This is a genomic window from Glutamicibacter sp. BW77, from assembly GCF_002332285.1.
GTDB classification, from domain to species: Bacteria; Actinomycetota; Actinomycetes; order Actinomycetales; family Micrococcaceae; genus Glutamicibacter; species Glutamicibacter bergerei.
On sequence record NZ_NRGT01000015.1, the window covers coordinates 1 to 23,664 of the forward strand.

22 protein-coding genes are annotated in these 23,664 nt (G+C 55.4%); 2 read left to right on the plus strand and 20 right to left on the minus strand.

Features of this window, described 5'->3' with window-relative positions:
* Window positions 1–53 precede the first annotated feature (53 nt).
* The 16 genes from CIK74_RS01610 to CIK74_RS01685 all read right to left on the minus strand — a co-directional run bounded on the left by CIK74_RS01610 (window position 54) and on the right by CIK74_RS01685 (window position 18,716).
* Window positions 54–782 carry a polyprenol monophosphomannose synthase gene (locus CIK74_RS01610; RefSeq protein ID WP_096253956.1) on the minus strand — a complete coding sequence of 243 codons (729 nt, stop codon included), beginning with the start codon at window positions 780–782 and terminating at the stop codon, window positions 54–56.
* Window positions 783–1,144: 362 nt separating this feature from the next.
* Complete coding sequence (locus tag CIK74_RS01615; RefSeq protein ID WP_096253957.1) at window positions 1,145–2,755, minus strand: amidohydrolase family protein; 1,611 nt, start codon at window positions 2,753–2,755, stop codon at window positions 1,145–1,147.
* Window positions 2,756–2,791: 36 nt separating this feature from the next.
* The gene (locus tag CIK74_RS01620; protein ID WP_096253958.1) at window positions 2,792–5,572 is read right to left on the minus strand and encodes a DEAD/DEAH box helicase; all 2,781 of its coding nucleotides are present in this window, start codon (window positions 5,570–5,572) and stop codon (window positions 2,792–2,794) included.
* A 60-nt stretch (window positions 5,573–5,632) separates the two neighbouring features.
* Entirely contained in the window at window positions 5,633–6,415 is a 783-nt protein-coding gene (gene tatC, locus CIK74_RS01625; protein ID WP_096253959.1) for a twin-arginine translocase subunit TatC, read from the minus strand.
* Window positions 6,416–6,493: 78 nt separating this feature from the next.
* A complete protein-coding gene (gene tatA / locus CIK74_RS01630; RefSeq protein ID WP_096253960.1) occupies window positions 6,494–6,706 on the minus strand; it encodes a Sec-independent protein translocase subunit TatA in 213 nt (70 codons plus the stop codon).
* A 32-nt stretch (window positions 6,707–6,738) separates the two neighbouring features.
* Window positions 6,739–7,098, minus strand: coding sequence for a hypothetical protein (locus CIK74_RS01635; protein WP_096253961.1), 360 nt, complete (start codon window positions 7,096–7,098; stop codon window positions 6,739–6,741).
* Between the two features lie 3 nt (window positions 7,099–7,101).
* Window positions 7,102–9,105, minus strand: coding sequence for a WYL domain-containing protein (locus CIK74_RS01640; protein WP_096253962.1), 2,004 nt, complete (start codon window positions 9,103–9,105; stop codon window positions 7,102–7,104).
* A gap of 99 nt (window positions 9,106–9,204) precedes the next feature.
* On the minus strand, window positions 9,205–9,600 hold the full coding sequence (locus tag CIK74_RS01645; protein WP_096253963.1) for an FKBP-type peptidyl-prolyl cis-trans isomerase: 396 nt from the start codon (window positions 9,598–9,600) through the stop codon (window positions 9,205–9,207).
* 16 nt (window positions 9,601–9,616) lie between these two features.
* On the minus strand, window positions 9,617–10,549 hold the full coding sequence (locus CIK74_RS01650; protein ID WP_096253964.1) for an FKBP-type peptidyl-prolyl cis-trans isomerase: 933 nt from the start codon (window positions 10,547–10,549) through the stop codon (window positions 9,617–9,619).
* 118 nt (window positions 10,550–10,667) lie between these two features.
* A complete protein-coding gene (pafA, locus tag CIK74_RS01655) occupies window positions 10,668–12,041 on the minus strand; it encodes a Pup--protein ligase (RefSeq protein WP_096253965.1) in 1,374 nt (457 codons plus the stop codon).
* Window positions 12,042–12,117: 76 nt separating this feature from the next.
* Entirely contained in the window at window positions 12,118–12,303 is a 186-nt protein-coding gene (locus tag CIK74_RS01660) for a ubiquitin-like protein Pup (protein WP_096253966.1), read from the minus strand.
* A gap of 60 nt (window positions 12,304–12,363) precedes the next feature.
* The gene (gene dop, locus CIK74_RS01665; RefSeq protein WP_096253967.1) at window positions 12,364–13,983 is read right to left on the minus strand and encodes a depupylase/deamidase Dop; all 1,620 of its coding nucleotides are present in this window, start codon (window positions 13,981–13,983) and stop codon (window positions 12,364–12,366) included.
* The gene (gene arc / locus CIK74_RS01670; protein WP_240520426.1) at window positions 13,980–15,662 is read right to left on the minus strand and encodes a proteasome ATPase; all 1,683 of its coding nucleotides are present in this window, start codon (window positions 15,660–15,662) and stop codon (window positions 13,980–13,982) included. Before arc ends, dop begins: the two co-directional genes overlap by 4 nt.
* A 137-nt stretch (window positions 15,663–15,799) precedes the next feature.
* Complete coding sequence (locus CIK74_RS01675; protein WP_188685955.1) at window positions 15,800–16,852, minus strand: tRNA (adenine-N1)-methyltransferase; 1,053 nt, start codon at window positions 16,850–16,852, stop codon at window positions 15,800–15,802.
* A gap of 26 nt (window positions 16,853–16,878) precedes the next feature.
* Entirely contained in the window at window positions 16,879–18,006 is a 1,128-nt protein-coding gene (locus CIK74_RS01680; protein ID WP_096253969.1) for a site-2 protease family protein, read from the minus strand.
* Complete coding sequence (locus CIK74_RS01685) at window positions 18,003–18,716, minus strand: HAD family hydrolase (RefSeq protein ID WP_096253970.1); 714 nt, start codon at window positions 18,714–18,716, stop codon at window positions 18,003–18,005. Before CIK74_RS01685 ends, CIK74_RS01680 begins: the two co-directional genes overlap by 4 nt.
* Window positions 18,717–18,799: 83 nt before the next feature.
* Here CIK74_RS01685 and CIK74_RS01690 point away from each other — a divergent pair, with 83 nt between their 5' ends.
* A complete protein-coding gene (locus tag CIK74_RS01690) occupies window positions 18,800–19,708 on the plus strand; it encodes a PAC2 family protein (RefSeq protein ID WP_096253971.1) in 909 nt (302 codons plus the stop codon).
* 57 nt (window positions 19,709–19,765) lie between these two features.
* Here CIK74_RS01690 and mshC read toward each other — a convergent pair whose 3' ends face one another.
* The 3 genes from mshC to CIK74_RS01705 form a co-directional block, all read right to left on the minus strand.
* Window positions 19,766–21,028: a cysteine--1-D-myo-inosityl 2-amino-2-deoxy-alpha-D-glucopyranoside ligase gene (mshC, locus tag CIK74_RS01695; RefSeq protein WP_170947693.1), complete on the minus strand. Its 1,263-nt coding sequence runs from the start codon at window positions 21,026–21,028 to the stop codon at window positions 19,766–19,768.
* 91 nt (window positions 21,029–21,119) lie between these two features.
* Entirely contained in the window at window positions 21,120–21,944 is an 825-nt protein-coding gene (locus CIK74_RS01700) for an undecaprenyl-diphosphate phosphatase (RefSeq protein ID WP_096253973.1), read from the minus strand.
* A gap of 78 nt (window positions 21,945–22,022) precedes the next feature.
* Complete coding sequence (locus CIK74_RS01705; RefSeq protein WP_096253974.1) at window positions 22,023–22,241, minus strand: hypothetical protein; 219 nt, start codon at window positions 22,239–22,241, stop codon at window positions 22,023–22,025.
* Between the two features lie 44 nt (window positions 22,242–22,285).
* On the opposite strand from CIK74_RS01705, the gene CIK74_RS01710 reads away from it, so the two are divergent.
* The gene (locus tag CIK74_RS01710; RefSeq protein ID WP_096253975.1) at window positions 22,286–22,528 is read left to right on the plus strand and encodes a DUF5703 family protein; all 243 of its coding nucleotides are present in this window, start codon (window positions 22,286–22,288) and stop codon (window positions 22,526–22,528) included.
* On the opposite strand, the gene CIK74_RS01715 is transcribed toward CIK74_RS01710, so the two are convergent.
* Window positions 22,517–23,656 carry an acyl-CoA dehydrogenase family protein gene (locus CIK74_RS01715; RefSeq protein WP_096253976.1) on the minus strand — a complete coding sequence of 380 codons (1,140 nt, stop codon included), beginning with the start codon at window positions 23,654–23,656 and terminating at the stop codon, window positions 22,517–22,519. The genes CIK74_RS01710 and CIK74_RS01715 overlap by 12 nt on opposite strands.
* Window positions 23,657–23,664: the final 8 nt, after the last annotated feature.

Sequence of the window (23,664 nt, forward strand, 5' to 3'; positions counted from 1 at the left end):
GTTTCCAACCCTAGGGTTGGAAACCACCACTCCTTTGTTTTGCCTCGGTGAGGTTACTTCTTTGAGGTCAGCTTCTTCCAGCGAGCACTCATGCCCCAACGGGTCACATTCCACATTGCTTCAAAGACAATGTTTCCACTCATCTTTGAATCACCGAGTTCGCGCTCCACGAAGGTCACCGGAACTTCTACGATCTTCTTACGTAGCATCGCTACACGGAAGGTCATATCGACCTGGAAACCGTAACCGCGTGACTCTACGGCATCAAAATCGATGGCTTCGAGAGTAGAACGCTTGAAGGCGCGGTAGCCTGCGGTGATATCGCGTAATCCCAAACCGAGCATGGTGCGAGCGTAGAAGCTGCCTCCTCGGGAAATCAGCTTACGATGTAGCGGCCAGTTGACGACTTCGCCGCCCTTGACCCAACGTGAACCAATGACTAGGTCAGCGCCTGCTGCGCTGGCTTCTAGCAAGCGTGGCAGTTGTTCTGGCATGTGTGAACCGTCGGCGTCCATTTCTACGAGGACGTCATAGTCGCGCTCGAGCGCCCAGCGGAAACCAGCAATGTACGCGGCTCCAAGCCCGTCCTTGCCGGTGCGGTGTAGAACGTGGATCGATGAGTCCTCGGCTGCGAACTTGTCGGCAAGCTCACCGGTGCCGTCCGGGGAGTTATCGTCCACGATCAGAACATCCGAATCCGGAACGGCCTGGCGAAGACGCCCCACTGTCAGCGGGAGCGACTCCAATTCGTTATAGGTCGGAATGATCGTAATGACGCGCACGCGGCGGCACCTTTCTAGATATACAACAGAAGTTCCACCCGGCGAACTGGGCGGAGAGTCAAGCCAAACTTAAATTATAGACACCCCTGAATCGGGCGACACTATCAGACACAGCAATCCCCGGTGACTTCGGCCCAATCTCACATCTTTAAAGAACGCGAAATGTTATCTAATGTCACCGGGGATCGCTATCGTGCTGCGTCGTTTCGAACGCAATGCTACTGCATCACGATGAGGCGCTATCCCCCAGCCTAACCGTTTACCCACCCCGATTGTCAACCATAAGATGACTACAATCTTCATCAAATATTTACACGTCAAAGGCTAGATTCGTGATATTGAGGAACTTCTAAGAAGGACGATTACGCTGTCGGCTCATTTAGTTGATCCAGCTGATCGAACAGCAAAACACCGGCGCGTACGGTACGCAAGCAGGTAGGGATCTCCTGATCAACCACCGGCAACATCGGTGTTCCGGCTCGCGCATCTGTACTCCACGAACTAATCCGCTCATCGGGAGTTTGAATGGCCAGTTCGGAGGCACTCCAGATCGCAAATGTTGCCGGAGCACCAATTAACAACTGTCCAGCGAAGGGATTCATCTCCCCCATTGCGCGGTAGGTCGAACGGGTTTGACCCATAAACCCAGCTCGAGCCGAAATTCGACCGGATTCGTTGCTCATGCTCATGGCGGCGTGCACCACGGCCCAACCGTTGACTTCGGTCACCGGAGCGTCTGATCCGAGAACCAGTGGAACGCCGCTGGAGAGCATCGCGGATAGATTGTTCATCGTTGCCGCGCGTTCACCCAGGCGTTGCTCGTACATGCCTTCAGGCCCGCCCCAGAGTGCATCAAAGCCAGGTTGCATGGAAACGGTAATCGAATAGCTGAGCAAGCGCGCACGCGTCGCCTCGTCAACCATCTCGGCATGTTCTAAACGGTGACGGGCAGCTTGCAGCTTAGCGACGCCAACCTGTTCGGCTGCCGCATCAAATCCCTCAAGCAACAAGTCCAATGCTGCATCACCAATGACATGGAAGGCTGCTTGGATTCCCTTGCTCGAGCAGGCGACCAAATGAGCGGTGATTTCTTCGATGCTCAAGTAAGCCAGTCCGCGGTTGCCGGCATCATCGGCATAATCTTCGCGTAGCAGTGCCGTCCGAGACCCGATCGAACCGTCAACACATAGATCTCCACCCAAGCCAAGGACCCGGCCCTGTGGGAAGGAACGAATTAGTTGCTCAGCGGCGGTCTCTTCCTGCACTAGCTCACCCCAGTAGGCATATACCTGAGGAAGGTCCGCTTGATCAGCGGCTAACAGCTGGTCCAACGCTTCGCGTCCCTCAAGGTGTGGTGCTGCCATTTCCACGACCGTCGCAAAACCGCGGGCTGCGTAGTGTTCTAAAGCCACGCGCTGGAATTCTTCAACCCCAGGGCCTTCGGCCAGCAGTGCTTGGCGCACCTGATCATGTTCGGCACCGCGCACCACGCCGGAGGCAATTGAGCCCAAACCTAAGCGGTCTAATAGTTCACGGTTAACCAGGGCACTGTGTACATCACGGCGTGCAAGGTAATACGGTCGGCCGCCGGCAGCGGAACTCAAATCGGTTTCGCTCGGCAGGCTCGAATCCACCCAGCTGGTTTCATCCCAGCCCTGGGCGATGATTACCGACTCGGCACCTTTGGCTCGGGCCGAGAGCAGTTCAAGCAATTGACTGCCAGAGGAGGCTGCCCCCAGGTCCGCTCCCCCAAGGTTTCGGCCCAAGGCGGCTAGGTGCGTGTGAGATTCAACGAATGCTGGGGTGATCAGCGCACCGGCAAGGTCAATGACTTCGTCTGCCTTCTCTACATACCGCTCGGCAGCTTCTTCACCGCCAAGCCACGCGACGGTGTCCGAATCAATGAGTAGCGCCGTTGCGAAGGGGTCAGCGGCCGAATAGATAGTTCCATTGCGGTACAAGGTAGTTGCCACGAGTTATTTCCTTTACTCTCTGAACATTGCGGTTGATCAGAGGACGTTGGAGTAGGCGACGACGCCACGTTTGACGAGGTCCACTGCTTGACGAGCGGACTTCACCAGCTGGACCGGGAGGTCCGTGTTCTTGCCAAATTGATCTAAGGTGTCAATGACCTGCTTAGCCCAGCGCACAAAATCGCCAGGGGCCATATCTGAACCGCGTAGCGAGCTGTTCAGCGAGGACCCACGGGACCACTTATACATGGGCCAGATCAGGCCAGCTTCCGGCGGCGCGGTTTGGTTCAGCGACATAGCTTCTTCGGCGTCCGAGAGTTTGCCCCAGATATTAATTGTCTGAGTCCAAATATCGCCAACACGTACCGTCGGCATCTTGGGATCTGGACGGTCATAGTCACGCCGGCCCTGATAGACCAACGCGGCGACCACTGCACAGAGTTCTTCGGGATTAAGACCGTTAAGTTTACCGGTTTCTAGCACCTGGCTGGTGAGCAGATCACGTTCACCATAGATCCGGCGCAGGCGACGGCCGGAGTCGGTAATGTCGTAATCTTCACCATCATTGCTCGGCACTAGGTACTCAAATAACTCGAGCACCTTACAAACTTTATCGAATTCTGTGGCGATGGTATTGGTGCGTCCACGAATGGCCCGACGGGACTTATCCGTATCCTTCTTCAGCTTCCAATACCTATCGGCCCAACGCATATGTGCGTCACGGTCAGAACAGGCATGGCAAGGGTGCTCTTTCATCGCCTCACGTAGCGCAGCAATTTCCCGTTCGAAGGAGTCTGCCCCCTCAAAATTGAAGCTTGGCGCATCCTGTCGTGGTGGACGCTGCTCCTCAATCGCAGAACGTAAAGAGGCTGCCAGCGCACGGCGCTCCTTAGGGCTGTTACCGGTGAACCCCTTCGGGATGCGGATGCGGGAAACGATTTCCAGCGGTCCGTTCAGGTCTTCCACCGAGATTCGGCGCAACTGGCCTTCTTCGGTGAGCACGGTCTGCCGGGGATTGTAGAGTGACTCGTCCAATGCAACGATCACGCCGCGTCCAAAGCGTCGCGCGCCTGGCAGGTCGATGACATCTCCGCGAATTACCGACTGCAACGAAGTTTCAGCCGCCGAGCGACGCAGCGTCTTGCGATCTTTGGCCGACCGCTTTTCCGCTTCGGAAATGTTGCGCTGTAGTTGAAGGTATTCGCGGAAGTCCCCCAGGTGGCATTCCATGGATTTTTCGTATCCAGCCAGCGATTCTTCGCGCGAACGAACCTGGCGCGCCATGCCAACTACCGAGCGGTCCGCTTGGTACTGCGCAAAGGACGATTCAAGAATCTGCCGTGTTTGCTCACGTCCAAACTGAGCGAGCAGGTTGGTAGACATGTTGTAGGTCGGGCGGAAGGACGAGTTCAGCGGATAGGTACGTCGCGAGGCCAGTCCGGCTAACGCCTCTGGCTCAATGTCGGGGTTCCACAGCACAATGGAGTGGCCCTCTACGTCGATTCCTCTGCGTCCGGCACGCCCGGTGAGTTGGGTGTACTCCCCCGAAGTGATCTGAACATGGGATTCGCCGTTAAACTTCACAAGTTTTTCAAGCACCACAGAGCGCGCTGGCATGTTAACACCCAAGGCGAGCGTCTCGGTAGCAAAAACCACCTTGATCAGATTTCGTGCGAATAGATCTTCCACGATTTCTTTGAAGATTGGCAACAGACCTGCATGGTGACTAGCAAAACCACGTACTAAACCGTCACGCCACGACCAGAATTCTAAGACGTCGAGGTCTTCACTGGGGATTCGATGGGCCAGTTCGTCGAGCACCCCAGCGATCTGGCCAGCTTCTTCGTTAGAAGTCAGCCGCAAGTCTGCCATGGCGCACTGTTGGACCGCCATATCGCAGCCCTTACGCGAAAAGATAAAGAAAATTGCAGGAAGAAGTTCGGCTTTTTCCAACCGCGAAATGACATCGCGGCGACTCACCCTTAGGCTTTGCCCTGGGCCCTGAGCCCGACCTCGTTGTGGTCCTCTTCCGCCTCGGTGTGAGCGTCCTGTGGGGCGGTGTCCGCGCACGAGTTTGCGCAGTTCCGGATTTACGCTGATTTTCGCGTCATCATCGGCGGCCTGCTCAAAAGCTACGTCTTCGGCAAACAAATCAACGAGCTGCGGACCAACCATGACATGTTGGAAAAGTGGCACAGGGCGATGCTCAGAGACGACAATGTCGGTTTGTCCGCGGACAGTATCTAGCCATCCACCAAATTCTTCGGCGTTCGATACGGTGGCTGAAAGCGATATGGTCTGCACGTTGGACGGCAGATGGATGATGACTTCTTCCCAGACCGCACCGCGGAACTTATCGGCCAGATAGTGCACCTCATCCATGATCACGTAGCCCAAGCCGTCCAGCGTTCGCGAGTCAGCGTAGAGCATATTGCGTAGCACCTCGGTGGTCATCACGACCACCTGGGCCTCGCTGTTGATCGAGGTGTCGCCGGTGAGTAGACCCACTGTTTCCGGTCCGTAGCGTTTAACCAATTCGGAGTACTTCTGATTACTCAACGCCTTAATTGGCGTCGTATAGAAGGCCTTGCGGTTCTCCTGTATTGCTTGGTAAATGGCGAATTCGCCTACTACGGTTTTACCGGCTCCGGTGGGCGCCGCCACGAGGACACTATGGCCCTTCGCCACTGAATGGCAGGCTTGGGACTGGAACTCGTCGAGAGTAAACGACATGCTGGCGCGGAAGTCAGGCAAATAGGTGCCGTTCTCGACCTGTCGCGCCTTGGAATTCGCGTATCGTTCCGCGGGTGAAGTCACTATCGGCCGTTCACTTTCTGGAACGGGGTTGCCGTTCCGAAACACATATTTAGAGGGGCGCTAGACCTCGGTGCTAGGGGTATCGATCGAGGAGGCTGACCCAGCTGCCATGTTTTCGTTGGCAGCGTCTTGTTCCGCCTGTTTCTTTGCGCGTTTTTTATCGTTGATGTAGCAGAACAGTGTGGCTGCCGCAAAGGTCAGGAACAGCGGTCCGGCTAGGGCGAACATGGTGATTGCATCGCCGCCTGGAGCTGCCATGGCTGCCACCAGAGCGATGATGAACACCGTGATGCGCCAGTTTTTGAGAATCAGCTTGGAGGAGAGTACTCCAACCATGTTTAGCCCGACCATCAGTACTGGTACCAACATGGCTAGGCCGAAGGCGAGCAGCAAGCGGAAGATGAAGGGCAGGTAGGTATCGATGGTGAAGAGTGTTTCGGAGTTTGCCGCAGCAAGGCTCACGAAGAATTGCAAAGCAAAGGGCAACACGAAGTACGCCATAGCTATGCCAAAGAGGAAGAGTGGTACGGCTACCGCGGCGAAGGAGTAGCTGAGCCGGCGTTCCTTCTTTTTGAGTCCCGGGATGATGAACGCCCAGATTTGATAGATCCACACCGGGGACGATGCGACCACACCAACAAAAATCGCGACCTTAAGCATGATGTCAAAAGGTGACATCACGGAGGTGTAGGTAATGGACCCACCTGCGGCACGAACCGGTTCGATGAGCAACGCCAAGAGCTCGTCGTAGAGGAAGAACCCGGCTACGGTGCCTATCACCAGGGCGATCAACGACTTAAAGAGTCGGTTGCGAGCTTCAATCAGGTGAGCTTTGAGGGACATCCGCCCCTCAGCGTCTTTGGACCGCGACTTCTTTTTAGTGCGCGGTTCTTTATCTTTGCTATTTACCACTGAAGAGGTCTACGAGTTGTTCTTTTCATTGGGATTAGGTTCGTTGACGGTACCGTCAACGGTTTCAGGCTTGTCGTCGTCTTTCATCTGACGAACCTCAGACTTAAAAATACGTAGCGACTGACCCAAAGACCGAGCCATGCCTGGAAGCTTTGGAGCGCCGAAAAGTAGTAATGCTAAAACGATAATGATAGCTAAGTGCCATCCCTGTAAACCAAACATGTGGTTCCCCTTCTCTCAAACTTAAGTCTACGTCAGAACAGATTCAGATCGCGCATGTTTTGCGCCTGACCCCGGTTACTGCGACGGGCCACACGTTTGACGCGACGTGCCTCAATTCGCTCAGCCTTACCGAGGTGGCGTAACTCGGAAATTTCTTCCCGCTCGCCATGCGTTGCATCGGTTCCGTGCGGGTAACGCCGAACCACCGGTTCATAAGCTACCACCGTTCCAGGTTTAGCAAATTCCCCGCTGATATGGTCCGCTGCGTCAGAGGCGCCGTCGAGCACGGACATGGCTCGACGGAACAGGCGGAACCCGGCAAGCACCGCTAAGAGCAGTGTCGCGAGAATCAGCACGGTCCATAAGAGAACCCAAAACCACCAAGGAAGCATCTATCAATCCTCATACATTCTGATAGCGTCGTCCAACCATTTCTCCACGCGTTCGCGTGTAGCATCAGGGCCGACAACAACAATCTTACCGCCGTGGCGTGCAACCCATGGAGCAGCTACCAGATGGTCTGAAAGTCGAACTTTTGCCAAGTGACCTGATTCAACCTTGGATTGAGACCATGCTATCGGGTTGAAAGCCTCGATAACTGCCACGGCTTCGGCAGCTACATAAAATTCAACTTCTAGATCATCACTGTTTGCCGAATAGCTGAAATCAAGCTTCTCATAGTCTTGATGACGTTCGCCAAGAACAAATGGTTCCTCGGTGAGTTTCACATCAAGAACCCGATCAACGCGGAAGGTGAGGATGGCCTGGCGCTTGCGACACCAAGCGCGCAAGTACTGCACTGGCCCGTCCTCGATCAGCCTAATCGGTTCAATCTCACGTCGTTGGTGAGTTTGGGAATTCGCCGAGTAGTAATCTATATCGGCGACAACTTTGGTGCGTAGCGCCTGAATGAGCTGGGCGGGAGTGTCATGCTCACGTACCTGAGTCAGCGCAAAACCCAGCGCTCCGTTCCACCCATCAAACCGTGCCACGGCCGCATTGATTTTTTGCAGCGCGCTACGCAAGACCTCGCGGTGTTCAAAGGCGGGGATGCTATCTAAGGCGTTCAGGCCACCAAGCACTGCCACTGCTTCCAAGGGAGCGAGTTTTTGCGGTTCGGCAAGGAACGCTGCGTTGGTGATGGTGACTTCGTCCGAGTCGAGGTCGCCATCGTTGACGTTGATCAGTTCATCGTGCTGCCCATTGGGCACTCCACACATCATGATCATCGCCAGTTCATCGCGAACTTTGGCTTGGGTCATCGAATAACGTTCACAGAGCTCGCCAATCGTCACCGAGCCCTGCGCGACGACGTACTGGATCATGTCGATATTACGCATGACCTGTTGGGCCGTCGAGCTACGTCCGAGGGCGCGATGCGGTTTAAACTTGACGTCTTTGAGCGCTGAAAGCTGTGCAATATCGTGCTGAGCTGCCCGGGCATCTTTGAGGGTATTGGCCACCTGTAACGCCAGTTCGCGCGGTTGCATGACTTTGACTGCCGGGCCAAAACTGGCCAATTCTGCGGCGAAAGAGTGCTGGTCTGCATAACCAATATTCAACGTTGCTGAGCTACGAGTTCCGTTGATAGCTCGAGCGCGCAACGGAGTGGCCGAGTCGTCGAGCAGTTCTACAACTGCCAGGTGACCGGGATTTCGCAGATCAAAATCTTGGAGCACCTCTGTCATGGAAAAATCTTGCGGACGAGGATGATAATCGGTGTTGGAAGCGCCTTCTCGCCGGACCTGAATGGTGAAGTGACCTTGCAACCGGTTGAGCCGGAACACGCGTTGGGCCTCGCGGTGATGATCCCATCCGGTGAAGTACCAATTGCCGAAGCGCTGTCCGATCCCCCACATATCGACGACCCGTTTAGTGGTATTTCCTTGGGCATCTTCATAATCAAACTTCAGTGTTTTCTTATTAAAGACCGCAAGTGCGCACGCTTTAAAGTTTGGATCGTCCACCGAGAGCCGTGGCAGCATGGCCCCGGTGTAGGGGGCAATACTCGCATCGTTACTTTGGTTGCCGGTAATTCGGGCTGCGGCGCTCAATGCCAGAGTCTGGACTTTTGAGTCTTTCCAGAGGCTGGCGGCCAAGGCGATCATGGAAGATTCTGCCACGGAGAAGTCGATGGCAGGTAGGAACCAGTCACTGGTATCGATCCGGTAATACGGGATATCGTCAATGACCTCGGTGATCAGCCGCAGACCGAACTCGTTGCGGATGTCGTCCTTGAGCCGCTCGATGGCCTTTTCGCGCGCTTCGGCATTCCCTGTTGGGTTGAGGTAGTCTCCGATACGCTCAGCACTAAACCGTCGTTCGGTGGTTGCCAAGGCATAGATGAGGCTTGTTAGGCGTTCGGCCTTGCTCGGTCCGTCAGTCTGCTTTATTCTCACGTGCCTACCCTAACGAACTTCCGCACTGATCTATGACTTTGAAGACAAGGAAAGCCCCAAGATTTGCCAAATTGCAATCTTGGGGCTTTCATCAAGGTCTTACTTGGTGCCCATCAGGTCAACCACGAAGATCAATGCCTCGTTAGGTGCGATAGCACCAGGCGCACCGCGCTCACCATAGGCAAGCTCGGAAGGGATCTCCAGGCGACGGCGTCCGCCGACCTTCATTCCCAAGAGTCCCTGGTCCCAGCCCTGGATGACCATGCCGACGCCCACTGGGAAGTCGAGGGTCGAGCCACGGCCCCATGAAGAGTCGAACTCTTCGCCGGTGGACCATGAAACGCCCACGTAATGAGCCTGCACGGTGGTGCCCGGGGTGACTTCTGCGCCGTCGCCCTCGATCAGATCGTTGATGACCAATTCGGTAGGTGCATCGGTGCCTGGGAAATCAATTTCAGGCTTGGTGCGCTCGTAATTACGTTCTCCAAAAGACATGTTTACGGCCTTTCTGTTACTTGCTGGTAGTTACCTTGTCTAATTCTACGTAAAAGACCAGTGGTCCTTCAGGCTGACCCGGCTGTGGGTTCTTGCCGTAGGCCATATCGGCAGGAATGCTTAGCAAGACCTTGCTGCCTTCCTTCAAGCCCTTTAGACCTTCAAGCCAGCCCTTGATGACGCCGCCGGACATCTTCATTTCAAAACCCTCATCCGAGCCGAAGTTACCATCAAACTTCTTGCCGTCTTCCCAACGCACACCGTGGTAGTGAACGCTGGCGCTAGAAGTATCGGAGGTCGCCGGTCCGGTGCCTTCTTCAAGAACATCAACCGCTAGACCTGCAGGGGCCTCAGTGTCCTTAGGGATGGTGATCGCTGGATCGCCCTTACCGGTCTTTACGGTAGGTAGCTTACCCTCGTCCTTCAGCTTCTTGACCTCATCCTGGCTCAACGGCTTGCTGGCGCTCACTGAATCGGCGATCTTGATGACAATCAGGCGCTCGGCGCGGGAACCAGCTTCTGGCTCCTTCATGGTTCCGTCCGCCTGCTGAACACCATCGATGGCAGCGTAAGCAATCCAGTCACCAACCTGTGACTTGAGCAGAGTCTCGTAAAGTGCCGGCATCTGTGTCTTAAGCGATTCATCTACCGGCATCGGGGTGGTGTCACCGGTGAAGTTCTCATTTGTCAAGTGACCGTCAATGGTTTTGTAGAGGCCTGACTGAATGTCGATAGTGTCGCCATCTTTGATGTCCGCACCATCACCTTCGACCACGGTGACCGCTTCTTCTTTATCGGTCAACAATGGGGCATCGAAGCTGACCTCTGGTGCGGTCTGCTCGTCAGCCGCCGGCTTTACATCAACTTTGCTGAGTGAGGTGGTTCCTGACCCACAAGCGGTCAGGGCCAAAACGGACGCGGTTACGCAAACTGCCAAAACTTTTCGCACGAATCTTCTTTCCGATAAGAACTATTGGTTCTACTACACGCACCGGGACGGGACCCGGTCGCAACGATCTGCATCTAGCTTAGGGGTATTTACTGTGTAAATACTTGTTTTCAGCTGGTCATACGGGGCGGCGCATCATTTCAATTAGCTCATCAACCGCCGAATTTGTGGTGGCAAAGGGGTCCTTGCACAATACAACCCCGCCTTCACCTTCTTCATATTTCATGTGCACCCAGTCGGTGGAATACCGTCGACCCGTCTCTCTGGCGGCCCTGATGAATTTACTGCGGATCGCCGCACGCGTGGTGGCTGGCGGGTTTTCTACGGCATCTGCAATTGCCTGCGGGTCGAGAACCGAGCTAGCAAGTCCGCGCCGACGCAGTAAGTGGAAGAGACCACGTGTCGGGTCAATGTCATGGTAGGTCAAATTCAACTGCGCAATGCGGTGGGAATCTAGGCCCAGATTGTTCTTGGCAGCGTAACCAGTGATCAGTTTGTGCTTAATTGCCCAGTCAATATCTTGGTCGATTAACGAGAAGTTCTGACTCTCAACGGCTACCAAAACGCGTTCCCACAGTTCAAGCACCCGTTCCACCTGATCGTGGTGCGCGCCATGACGGGCCACAAATCCCTTTACCAGCTCAAGGATTTTCCACTGCAATTGCAAGGCGGTTGGTTCATCTCCGGACATCAACCGCACCACGGTTTGCCCTGTAAAATCATGAGAGATACTGCGAATTGAACGAATCGGGTTCTCCAGGCGCAGATCATGATAGATCTCTCCGGATTCAATCAGTCGCAAGACCAGATCGGTCGCACCGATCTTCAGCAGTTGCGTGGTCTCACTCATCGACGAGTCCCCCACGATCACGTGCAGACGACGATGATACTGGGCATCCGCATGCGGCTCGTCACGAGTGTTGATAATTGGACGAGACCGTGTGGTCGCTGAGGAAACGCCTTCCCACATGTGGTCCGCGCGTTGGGAGAAGACAAACTTTGTTTCATCTTCAATCTGAACCAGATGACCGGCACCGCATAGCAGCTGACGAGTCACCAAGAACGGGATGAGCATATCCGCGAGTCGCTTAAATTCGACTTTGCGCGGGATCAAGTAGTTTTCGTGACATCCATAAGAATTACCAGCGGAATCAACATTGTTCTTGAACAAGAACAATCGGCCTTCGTGACCTTCTTCGAGTAGCTGTTCTTCGGCCTGTTCAACCAGGTCCAGCATCACCGTTTCACCGGCGCGGTCATGAGCAATCAGTTGAAGCAACTGATCACATTCCGCGGTAGCGTATTCAGGGTGGGAACCAACATCAAGGTAAAGCCGTGAACCGTTGTTCAAGAAAACGTTGGAGCTTCGTCCCCACGCGACAACGGGACGAAAAAGATGCCGGGCTGCGTCTTCTGGAGTGAGCCGTCGCCCATCAGATGGCACATAGTTCAGTCCAAATTCGGTCTCTAAACCGAAAATCCTGCGATCCACCGGAAGCTACTTCCCCTCATTGGTGTTGCCAGAGTAAACCAGCAACATGTTGGTCATGCCCGTGACTGCAACTAAGTTACTGGCCACCCTTTTGAATGAAGCCACGCACGAATTCTTCGGCATTCGATTCAAGTACTGAATCGATCTCATCCAACAAATCGTCAACGCCGGCACTGGTACCGGTGGTATTTACCTGTACCTGCTCGGTTTCTACCGGCTGGGCTTGATTTTCACGGCGAGCCGAGAAGTTTTCCTGGGTCATTTCTTGCTCCTCAAATCTTTGGCGGCAGGTGATGCACGCCTAGTTCTCATTCTGCGCTGTTTAGCGATGCCGCGCCAACTGATCGATGAACTCATTGATCTCCAGTTGCGCATCAAAGAGTTCTCCAACCTGCGCACGACTACCCGTCAATGGTTCGGGCATGTGGAACCTGTTGATTTTCCTTGCTCCTGGTACCGAGAATGACAGCGCATCCCAGTTGGCAGCTACCACGTAGGGTGCGTAGCGTTGCAGCGTCATTCCTCGCAGGTAGGCGCGGGTATCGTGGGGTGGGTTGTCCACCGCGGCATTAATTTCTTCCTGGCTGAAGATGGTTTCCATCAGGCCTCGCGCGGCCATCCGATAATACAATCCTTTGTCCAGGCGCAGGTCAGCCCATTGCAAGTCCATCAGTGCAATGCGCGGATCATCAAGCCCAACGTTGTGGCGTTCGGTAAATGACTTCATTAGCGAATATTTGGCGATCCAGTCGACCTGGCCGGCCGCCTGCATAGGATCTTGTTCCAGGGTGTCCAAGATGGCACGCCAACGGTTAAGAATTTCAGTGGTGTCGGGGTCGGTGACCTCGCGCTGTGCACAATAGGTTTCGGCCGCTTCCAGATAGCTGCGCTGGATCTCGATAGCGGTCATTCGACGCCCACCGCGCAGCGCCACGGAGGCCTGCAGAGTGGGGTCGTGGCTGATCTGCTGAAGGGCGGATACCGGATCTGCTAGCTCAAGCTTCGGAGACATTCCTGCTTCGATCAGGCTGAGCACCAAGTTTGTGGTGCCAACTCTTAACAGTGTGGAGATCTGACCAAGGTTTGCATCTCCGATGATCACATGTAACCGGCGGTACTTATCCCAATTGGCATGTGGCTCGTCTCGAGTATTAATGATCGGACGGTTGACCGTGGTTTCCAGACCAACTTCTGCCTCAAAAAAATCGGCACGCTGGGAGATTTGGAATTCGGCTCCGCGCCCGAGCATTCCGCGCCCCACTCGTCCTGCCCCACAAAAAATCTGCCGGGTGACAAAAAATGCGGTCAACCCGTCGACTAACCGGGAGAACTCCACATCGCGCGGGATCAGATAGTTTTCGTGCGACCCATAAGACACCGACTTATTGTCGGTGTTGTTCTTGTATAACAGCAGTTCACCACTGCCCAAACTGGCGGCCGAGGCTGCGGCCCGGCGCATTACCTGATCGCCCGCTTGATCCCAGAGCACCGCATCACGCGGGCTGGTCACTTCCGGACCGGAGTATTCGGGATGCGCATGGTCCACATAGAGTCGGGCACCGTTACCGAGCACCATATTCATTACTACGTCGGTGGTGTCATTTTCCTGATACAACGTGGCACCAACGCGTGCGTCATTTCCGTCTAAGGCAATAGATTCGGCGGTCCACACCTGATTTTCGGCTTCTAAGGTGGGTTCAGAATCTGTGAGTTGACTCGGATGTGCTTCCTCGCGGGACACCGAATGACCCCGAGCATCATTGAGCGGAGACTCATCAGCATAATCCCAGCGTGCGGCGCGAGTTGCGGAGTCGCTATCGCGTACTAATTGCGCGTATCCGTCCACAATTTGCGCGGAGAGCACCGTGGAGTTCGCTTTGGGCATGGACGGCCGAATGATTCCGTACTCAGTTTCCAGGCCCACTAGCCGACGAGCGCTCATTTGCTGCCCTTCTGATTAACCAGCGAGCGAATATGGCTGATCCGTTCCCCCTTGCGCCCGGAGATACGCGCCCAATCATCGGGATTGGTGGTGTTTGGCATATCCTCGTGCTCGGCGAACTCTTCACGCACTGCACGCAACAGGTATTCCATTTTCAGTCCGCGTTCACCGGTAGTGATCAACGACTTAATTGCATGCTTTTTTGCTCGGTCCACCACATTGTGAATGACCGCCCCGGAGGCGAAGTCCTTAAAATAGAGCACCTCTACTTGACCGTTGACGTAAGTGACTTCCAAGAATTCGTTGATCCGTTCGGTGGAATACATCGCTTCCACGGTGTCGCTGATCATTCTTGCTACGGTCTTCTGGCGCTCTCCCCCATCGGCGGTGACCTCGTCCTCATGCAGGGGTAGGTCTGTGGTGAGATACTTACCAAAAATTTCTGCGGCGCCCACTGCGTCGGGGCGACGAATTTTGATCTTCACGTCCAAACGTCCCGGACGCAAAATGGCCGGGTCAATCATGTCTTCTCGGTTTGAGGCACCAATAACGATGACGTTATCCAAGCGCTCCACACCGTCAATTTCGGCAAGCAACTGTGGCACTATGGTCGTCTCAACGTCGGAAGAAACACCTGTGCCACGGGTTCGGAAGAGCGATTCCATCTCGTCGAAGAACACCACGACTGGGTCGCCATGCAACGCCTTTTCGCGGGCTCGTGCGAAGATCAGGCGAATATGCCGTTCGGTCTCACCGACATACTTGTCCAGTAGTTCTGGGCCCTTGATGTTCAGGAAGTAGCTTCTGGATTGGGTATTATCGTTTCGTGCTGCTGCGCGCTGGGCTAGTGAATTTGCCACGGCCTTGGCGATCAAGGTCTTACCGCAGCCCGGAGGGCCGTAAAGCAGAATGCCCTTGGGGGCGCTCAGTCCGTGTTCTCGATAAAGCTCTGGGTGCGCGAAGGGCAACTCGACCGAGTCTTGGATGGCTTCAATTTGTGAGTTCAGTCCACCGATATCCGAGTAATCGATATCCGGTACTTCCTCGAGCACTAGCGACTGCATGTCGGTGAGCTGTACCCGGTTGATCGCTAACCCGGTACGCGAATCAATGGTTAGTTGATCTCCCACGCGCAGATGTTCACCGCGCAGTGGCTCAGCAAATTCGATGACTCGCTGGTCATCGCCGCGGGTCATCACTACTGCTTGGTGGTGCTCCAGGATTTCCTTGATCGTCACTAGGTCGCCGGTTTGTTCATAGCCTAGGCCTGCCACGACAACGAGAGCCTCATTGAGGAGTACCTGTTGGCCAATGTGGAATTTGTCGAAATCCAGCAGTGGGCTTATGGATACACGCATTTTTCGTCCGGAGTAAATCACGTCGACAGCCTGTACCGCGGTGGTTTCGATTCCGGTGCCTGGTTCCGGGTGTTTACGCGGGTGTTTTGCCACGATGGTTCCGTAGCTAAATGGCGTATCACCGTCTTTTTCGAGCGCAGATTTGAGGTTGATAATTTGTTCGCGAGTCTGTTCTAGCAAGGACACTAGGCGCTGGTTGTTGCCACTGATCCCGGCTAGCTGCTTATCTAGGTTGCGATTTTTATCGCGAAGCAGGTTGACCTGACGTTCGGTTACCTGAAGACGCTCGGCGACGCGTTGTGCCTCGTTGTTTTCGCTCACGGTTATTCTCCCAACCTTTACACTTCTCCTCGCGCGGCCACCAGAGGTGGCTATCTTGCGAGGCACTCTGATTCCATCTTAGGAAGCTAAAGCCCCGGGAATGAATTTCCCAGGGCTTTAGTTCACATATTGAAACGTTAGTTCTCGATATCCGAGACGTTTTCACCTTCGCGGACACGGTTAGGACGGTTGGCGTCCTTGGCGGCGCGGCGAAGTTTCTTGGGCGAAATGCCACGTTCTCCGAGTGCGGATTCGGTCCACTGCTCGGCGTCGTGTTCCCGGGTCCACGCGTTCAGATCCTCGGCCGAGTAACCGTGCTCTTTCATCCGCTTAGCTTTCGGGATGCCCTCCTGCGCGTCGGCCAACCGGCGAGTGGTGATCAAGAACGCCGTGTGCGCCACCATGCGGTGATCCGGGCGAACCGCTAAACCGTCAACATGCCAACCGCGCACCATGGTTTCAAAGCAATCGGGCTCGGTGAACTGGCCCGATGCGCGAATTGCTTCCACCACGCGGGACATTTGGGTCACCGTGGCCACGTAGTTTGTCCAAACTCCGCCAGGTGCCAGCACCGTGGCTACAGCGTCCAGGCATTCCCACGGCGAGAGCATATCGAGCACTACGCGGTCTACGCTGCCTGGTTCCTCAATTTCCAGTACCTTCTCTTGGAAATCACCAATTGAAAGGTTCCAGGCAGGGTGCTCGCCACCAAATACCGTAGCGATGTTGCCTCGCGCAATGTCTGCGAACTCTTCACGACGCTCATAGGAGTGCAGGTACCCCTGGTCTCCTACCGCACGCAGCAGTGAAATCGACAGCGCTCCGGACCCAACGCCGGCCTCAACTACACGTGCACCAGGGAAAATATCGCCAAACTGAATAATTTGGGCGGCATCCTTGGGGTAAACCACTGCAGCACCTCGAGGCATGGACAGAACAAAGTCCTTCGCCAGCGGACGCAGCATCTGATAGCGCACGCCTTCAACGTTTTCCACCACCGAGCCTTCGGAGGTACCAATGATCAGATCATGGCTCAACACGCCCTGGTGCGTGTGGAACTCTCCACCGGCTTCAAGGGTGATGGTGTTGATGCGACGCTTTTCGTCGGTCAGCTGGACACGGTCGCCGACGCGGAAGGGGCCGCGACGGGCGTTCGCGCCATGCGGCGCTGCGGTGTTCTGAGCACTCACTGAGTTTTCCTTTGTTGTAGAACTTTTTAGGCTTTGCGGCCGGTGACGGCCGAAATAATTTTGCGTTGGTGCAATAACCCGACCACGGCCCCACGGGCGTCGATCACCGCATATTCTGCGCTAGCCACAGTGGCCAGATAATCGATCAGTTGCCTGCCATCAGCCTCAGCAGCGACCACCGCTCCGCGGCCCAAAGCCCGCGAAACAGCTAAGGCGGAGACTTCGGAAGCTGCCTCAACAGCTACCCGGCTCAGCGCTTGTTCATCTACCACACCGCAAGGCATGCCCTGCGGGTCAATCAAAATGATCGATCCCCCACGGTTCCGTTTGCGGGTGTGCACGTCAGCTACTGTGGCTACGGACATCATGGCACTGGCTGGTGACATCAGGTCCCCGGCAATGACCTTGGGTAGGTTCAGCATCATTTTTGCGTGATTGATCAACTGTGTAGTCGCCTGCCACATGAAGACCGCCACCATCACGCCAACCACCATGGTGATCAGTTGTGGCTGTTGGCCCTTAAAATATGGAAGCACCACAAACCAGAAGACCACGCCGATAACAATAAGGCGGCCCACCCAGGATGCGGCGATGGTGCCTTTAAACTGTGAACCGGTTAGTTTCCACACCGCAGATTCAACGAGGCGCCCACCGTCTAAGGGAAGTCCTGGCAGTGCATTAAACGCACCGAGCAGCAGGTTTGCGTAGACGAAGAAATTCAGCAGCAGTCCCGGATATAACCCGAGGCTTGGAATTTGCATAGCCAGCCAGGCTAGGCCGGCGAGCACAAAGTTCGATAGCGGACCGGCCATAGCCACAGCTAAAGAGGCTCCGGGCTTGGCTTTAAAGGAACCGAACTGTGTGTGTCCGCCCATCAGGGTGAGCACAATGTGGGCATCTGGCCATTTGAAGGCGCGCGCCGTGAGCGCGTGCGCTACCTCGTGCACGAGAACAGCTAGGGCAATCACCACGGCGCAGGCAAACCCCAAGAGGTAAGCGACAACAGGTGGGATCAGCGCGTTATTGGATAATTGCATGCCGATGGCTACGGTGATGACCGCGGTAATAATGAACCACGAGCTAGACAGGTACACCGGCACTCCGCCGATACGCCCCAGCTTCAGCCCTGGGGCCTTTTCAGTTACTTCGCTCACGCGTTAACCTGCACCAACCAATCGGTCATGGTTTCTACTTCCACATCAACTAGTGACGTGATCCGTCGCCAGTTCCCCACTCCGGGATCGGTGGCGTTTGGGACTAATACTGCGTGTAGCTCGGCGGCCGAGGCAGAATGAATGCCGGGTTTTGAATCTTCGAAGCCAATGCAGCGGGCGGCTTCAAATTCTCGGCCCAACTTTTCACTCAGTAAGGTTAGTCCGCGTCGGTAGGGTTCGGGATCTGGTTTGCCGTGGGTGACTTCCTCACCGGTGACGCTGACGGTGAAGATACCTTCGGGTAGTACTTCCATGAGCTTATCCACGATGCTACGTTCACTCATCGTGACCAACGCTTGGGGAATACCTGCCGCATGCACGGCAGTGAGCAGTTCCAGAGCTCCGGGGCGCCATGGTACTTCGTGGCTCAACCCGGCAATAACCTTGCTCGATAAGTGGTCAATGATCTCGCGGATGCTGAGATTAACTCCGGCTTCCTGAAGGATTTTGGCACCGTTAGGCAGCGCTTGTCCGACGAGGTTAAATGCTTGTTCCTCACTCCAGGTACCACCATGGGCTTTGACGAGTTCCATCTCGGCATTGATCCAATAGGGTTCGGTGTCGATGAGGGTCCCATCCATATCCCACAGCACCGCTTGCGGGCCGTGGGATGAAACTTTTGTATCGAACGCTGATCTGGTGCTTGGCATGACTCCATTCTAGATGGAAGAGTGGGGCTAAACCGCTTCGGTGGATACGTCGGGTCGGTGAAGTGGCAGGAAAGAGGTTTGTGATGAGCGAGGATTACCAAGCACCAACGCTGAATGGCTTCGTTGGGCAAACCGAACATGAGATGCGTCCCACCATCTTAATTTCGGCGTTTGAGGGCTGGAATGATGCTGGCTCGGCCGCTAGTGATGCGGTCCGGCGCATTTTGAATAGCACCTCGCCCGAACATGTCGCCACCGTGGGCTCAGATGATTACTACGACTACCAGTTCACTCGCCCGCATTCTCGGCTCACAGAGACTGGACGGGTGATCGAATGGCCGGTCACCGATGTTTATCGCATCAACCTCGAGCAAGCCCCAGCAGATCTGCTGATTGTTGTGGGCGTGGAGCCCACGTTTAAGTGGCAATCCTTTTGTGCTCAGGTCGTGCGGGCCGCCCAAACCCACAATGTTCACGCGGTACTTTCCGTGGGTGCACTGTTGGCTGATGTGCCGCATACCCGCCCGGTGCCTACGGTGCTGAACAGCGATCATCCTAAGCTGCAGGAGTTCTTTAATATCTCCGCATCACGCTATGAGGGTCCAACAGGAATTCCTTCGGTCTTAAGCGCGGAATTCGACAAGCATGGAATTGCGACTATGTCGCTTTGGGCCCAGTTATCCCACTATGTAGCCCAAGCACCGAGCCCACGGGTGGAATTAGCGCTGGTTGAAATGCTCGAGGAGTTGATCCCGATGAGCGTGACCTCGGAAAAGTTGCGTGAAGACGCGGTCGCGTGGAAACGCGGGGTCGATGAGCTTTTGGCGGCGGATCCGGATGTCTCAAAATATGTGCAGCAACTCGAGCGGGCTTCGGACGCTAGCGAATTACCTGAAGCAAGTGGCGAGTCCATTGCGCGCGAGTTTGAACGCTACCTGCGCAGGCGTGGCCGCTCGCGGGGAGACGGGCAAGGTCCGGACTTCGAAATCTAAGCTGAGGGTACAAAAAATCTCCATGCGAAGAAATTCGCATGGAGATTCTTTTCTAACTTAGAGCTTCAGGCCTAGGAGAGCATCAAAGCCGCGGGTTAGCAGTTCGCTACCTTCGCCGCTGCCTTCAGCCTCGGTGGCCGCCCACTGGTCGATGGCTTCCAGCGCTGCTGGAGCGTCCAGATCATCGGCCATGCGCGAGCGAATGCGGGTGAGCAGTGCGGTAGCTTCGGCCAAGCCACTAGCGGTTATCCGTTCCCGCCAGGTGGCTATGCGCTGCTGTGCCAGCTGCAACAGGTCATCGGTCCAAGACCAGTTGGTCCGGTAGTGCTGGGAGAGCAGCACCGCGCGAATCGCCACCGGCTCCACCCCGGCCTCACGCAGTTTGGAGACCAACACCAGGTTGCCTAGGGACTTGCTCATCTTTTCGCCGTCCAGGCCAACCATGCCGGTGTGCACGTAGTTCTGCGCCAATTCGAGCTGATCATCGGCGGCAGCGTGTGCGGCAGAGAATTCGTGGTGCGGGAAGATCAGGTCTGAGCCGCCACCCTGAACGGTAAACGGTGCAGGCAGTGTCTTTCGGGCAATCACCGAACATTCGATGTGCCAGCCCGGACGTCCGGTGCCCAGTTCTCCACCATCCCACGAAGGTTCTCCTTCGCGAGCCATTCGCCAGAGCAGTGGATCTAGCGGGTCGCGCTTACCTGCACGCTGCGGGTCTCCGCCGCGTTCGGCGAAAAAGCCGAGCATCGTTTCACGGTCGTAGTTTGATACCTGACCGAGCTTCCACGCATCATTCTGCGAGGCCATGGTGTCAAAGTAAATGTCACCATCCACCCCGTCTTCACCCGCCGGCACTCGGTATGCCAAGTCTGCGGCCAGCAGTCGTTCGACTACTGGCACCAGCCAGCTCACGGACTCGACGGCACCGATGTAGTTATGTGGGGCGATGACATTCAACGCTTCCATGTCGGTGCGGAACAGCTGAATCTGGCTCTCGGCCAGATCGCGCCAATCAACACCCGTCGCGGTGGCACGCTCGAGCAACGGATCATCCACGTCGGTGATGTTCTGCGTGTAGCTCACCTTACGGCCGTTATCCAACCAGGTACGGTGCAGTAGGTCAAAGGTGACATAGGTAGCCGCGTGACCCATGTGTGTGGCGTCATATGGGGTGATGCCACAGACGTACATGCTGGCTGGACTGTTGGCTTTATCGGCCGGCGCGGTGGCCCGCTTGGTTCCGCTGGAGGTATCAAAAATCTCCAAGATGGGTGCGGATCCGACAACATGCGGTACTTCCGGGGACTTCCACGCGAGCACTGAGTACATCCTTTCGCAGATGTATAGACGATCTTCTCTTAAGAGCAAGTCAACGAGAACTTAGTTTATTCCCGTTGACTCTCTTGTCTTATTAGGCGCTGATCACACCGAGGCCAAGAAACACGAACAGTCCTAGGCCCAAGAGCAAGCGGTACCAGACGAAGAATCGGTAGGAGTGGGTGGAAACAAACTTTAGGAACCAGCCCACGATAAAGAATCCGACCACGAAGGCCACCAAGGTGGCCACACCGGTTTGCGCCAACGTGTATACGCCAGGCTCGGCGAAAGACTTGTAAAGCTTGTACAGTCCCGAGGCGTAAACCGCGGGAATGGCGAGTAAGAACGAGTATCTTGCCGCAGCTTCACGGGTGTAGCCCATCAGCAAGCCGGCGGTAATGGTGCCGCCAGAGCGTGAGACACCGGGAATCAAAGCCATAGCCTGAGCCAAACCGTAAAAGATACCGTGTTTCACGGTCAGCGTTTGCAAGGTGCGTTCTTGTTTGCCGTAGTAGTCAGCGATCGCAAGGAATACGCCAAATACCACCAGTGTGGTGGCCACTATCCAGAGCGAACGGAAGTTCGTATCGATGTAGCTTTCGAGCAATAAGCCCAAAAATGCGATAGGGATCGAGCCGACAATAATCAGCCAACCCATTTTGGCGTCCGGATCCGAATGCGGAATTTTGCCGGTGATCGCCTTAAACCAGGCTCCGATTATTCGCACAATATCGCGCCAGAAAAAAACGATGACCGCGGTTTCAGTACCCAGTTGGGTAATGGCGGTAAATGCCGCACCGGGATCTTGCGCGTTGGGCAAAAGTTCGCCCACAATGCGCAGATGCGCCGATGAGGAGACGGGCAAGAACTCTGTCAGGCCCTGTATTAATCCGAGAAAAGCTGCTTCAAACCAATTCACCCCTTGACACTACGTCACGTGGGCGGGAGACACGGTGATTAACGGGCGTTTGAAAGAAAATTCAATCCGTGGTCGTACTCACTCGTCATCGTCGTCATCCGTGGGTATGGTGAACGGAAGTAGTTCGGAATATTGGTCGTAGAGGGCATCCTCATAAGTCTGGAACGCGTCGGCTAAAGATCCAAAAGCCGCGTCAACGGCTGCGTCGGCCGATCCCCGACTCTGGGAAACCACCGTCAGGTGCTGCTCAAGTCGTGAGATCAGCTGTTGTAGCGCGTAGCTCGGTTCGATGCTCATGAGACACACGCTACAACCGAATGCCATCTTTCGATAGAGGTGAAATGCTTCAGGAACTTATCAAGGCCCCGCTGCACTTGAATAATGATGACCGGTACGAATATTTGGTGATCACTTCTTTCCCCACGGAATCCAAACACGTAGCCCGAGCAGCCTTGCGAGAACACTCGGATAACGGAAAATGGGAGCATGTTCGCACCCTGCGCTACGAGGGTGGAGCCAGCAAATATTGGATGCGGCGCAAGGTGATCCGTGTGGTCAGTACGCTTGATCGCTCAGGACTCTAGTGGGCCCACCAGCCAACTAGCCACGGTGTTTTCCGCCGAGGCAGCATTTGAGGGGTGATACCAGCTGGCCTGCACATCTCGGTAGAGGCGTTCAAATTCGCTGCCTCGGAAGTATCCGCCACCACCAAACAATTGGCCGGCAGTTTCCACGTTCTCTCGCGCGGTTTGTCCGGCCAGAGTTCGTAGCGTCACTAGTCGCGGGAACCAACCCTCGCCGTGATCAACGCGTGATTCCAGGTCGCTGGCTACCGCACGTTGCAGTGCGTCTAGGCTCAGCATCCGCATCCCTGACTGGGCTAGTAGACCACGAGCTCGAACGTCTTGGGTGTAACTACTGCCATCTTGATGGGTGCGTTTGTTCAGCGCGTTTTGGCTCAGCTCTACCGCACGTTCAGCCATCCCGACATACACGCTGGCGGTGAGCGTTAAGAAGGACGCAAAGATTGCGAAGATCAGCGGGTCAGCATTTGGACCCACCGGTAATCTGGAATGCACCCACCCAGCTGGTGCTATGGCACCCTCCAATTTGGTGGTGTGCGACTGGCTCGCCCGCATTCCTAAGGTGTTCCAGTCCCCCAGCGAGCGGACTTTTTCTCCGCGTGCCACAAAGCCATGAACTAACTCCCCGGTCTGCTCATCCTTGCCAAAGATTCCCAGTCGAGTAAAAGCCGGAGAAAGTGAGGTGAAGATCTTGGTTCCGGTGAAGGCCACCGAACCATCGGCCGCGGTGTCCGCCACGGTATTTGAATCAAAAAGCACTGAATCATTACCAGGTTCCGAAATCCCGAAGGCCATCACTTCTCCGTCTGTGATCCAGTCGGTAACCATGTTCAGCCGCATATCTCCGCGTGCCGCAAGCAAGTATGCGACCCCGGCCCAGACCTGATGCATATTGATCGCCAACGCGGTGCCCGGAGCCGCCGTCGCCAGTCGACGTTGAGCAAGCACCAGTTGTTCGAAGCTCCAGCCCAGACCACCGGCGGATTCGGGCACCAGCGCCTTTAAGTACCCCAAGCCGACCAACTCTTCGAAGTCTTCGGTGGCGAAGCTGTTCTCCGCGTCGTATTCCGCGGCTCGTGCGCGGATCCGTTCAAGTAGTTGATCGCTTAGTAGTTCTTCAATTGTCACGCGGGAGG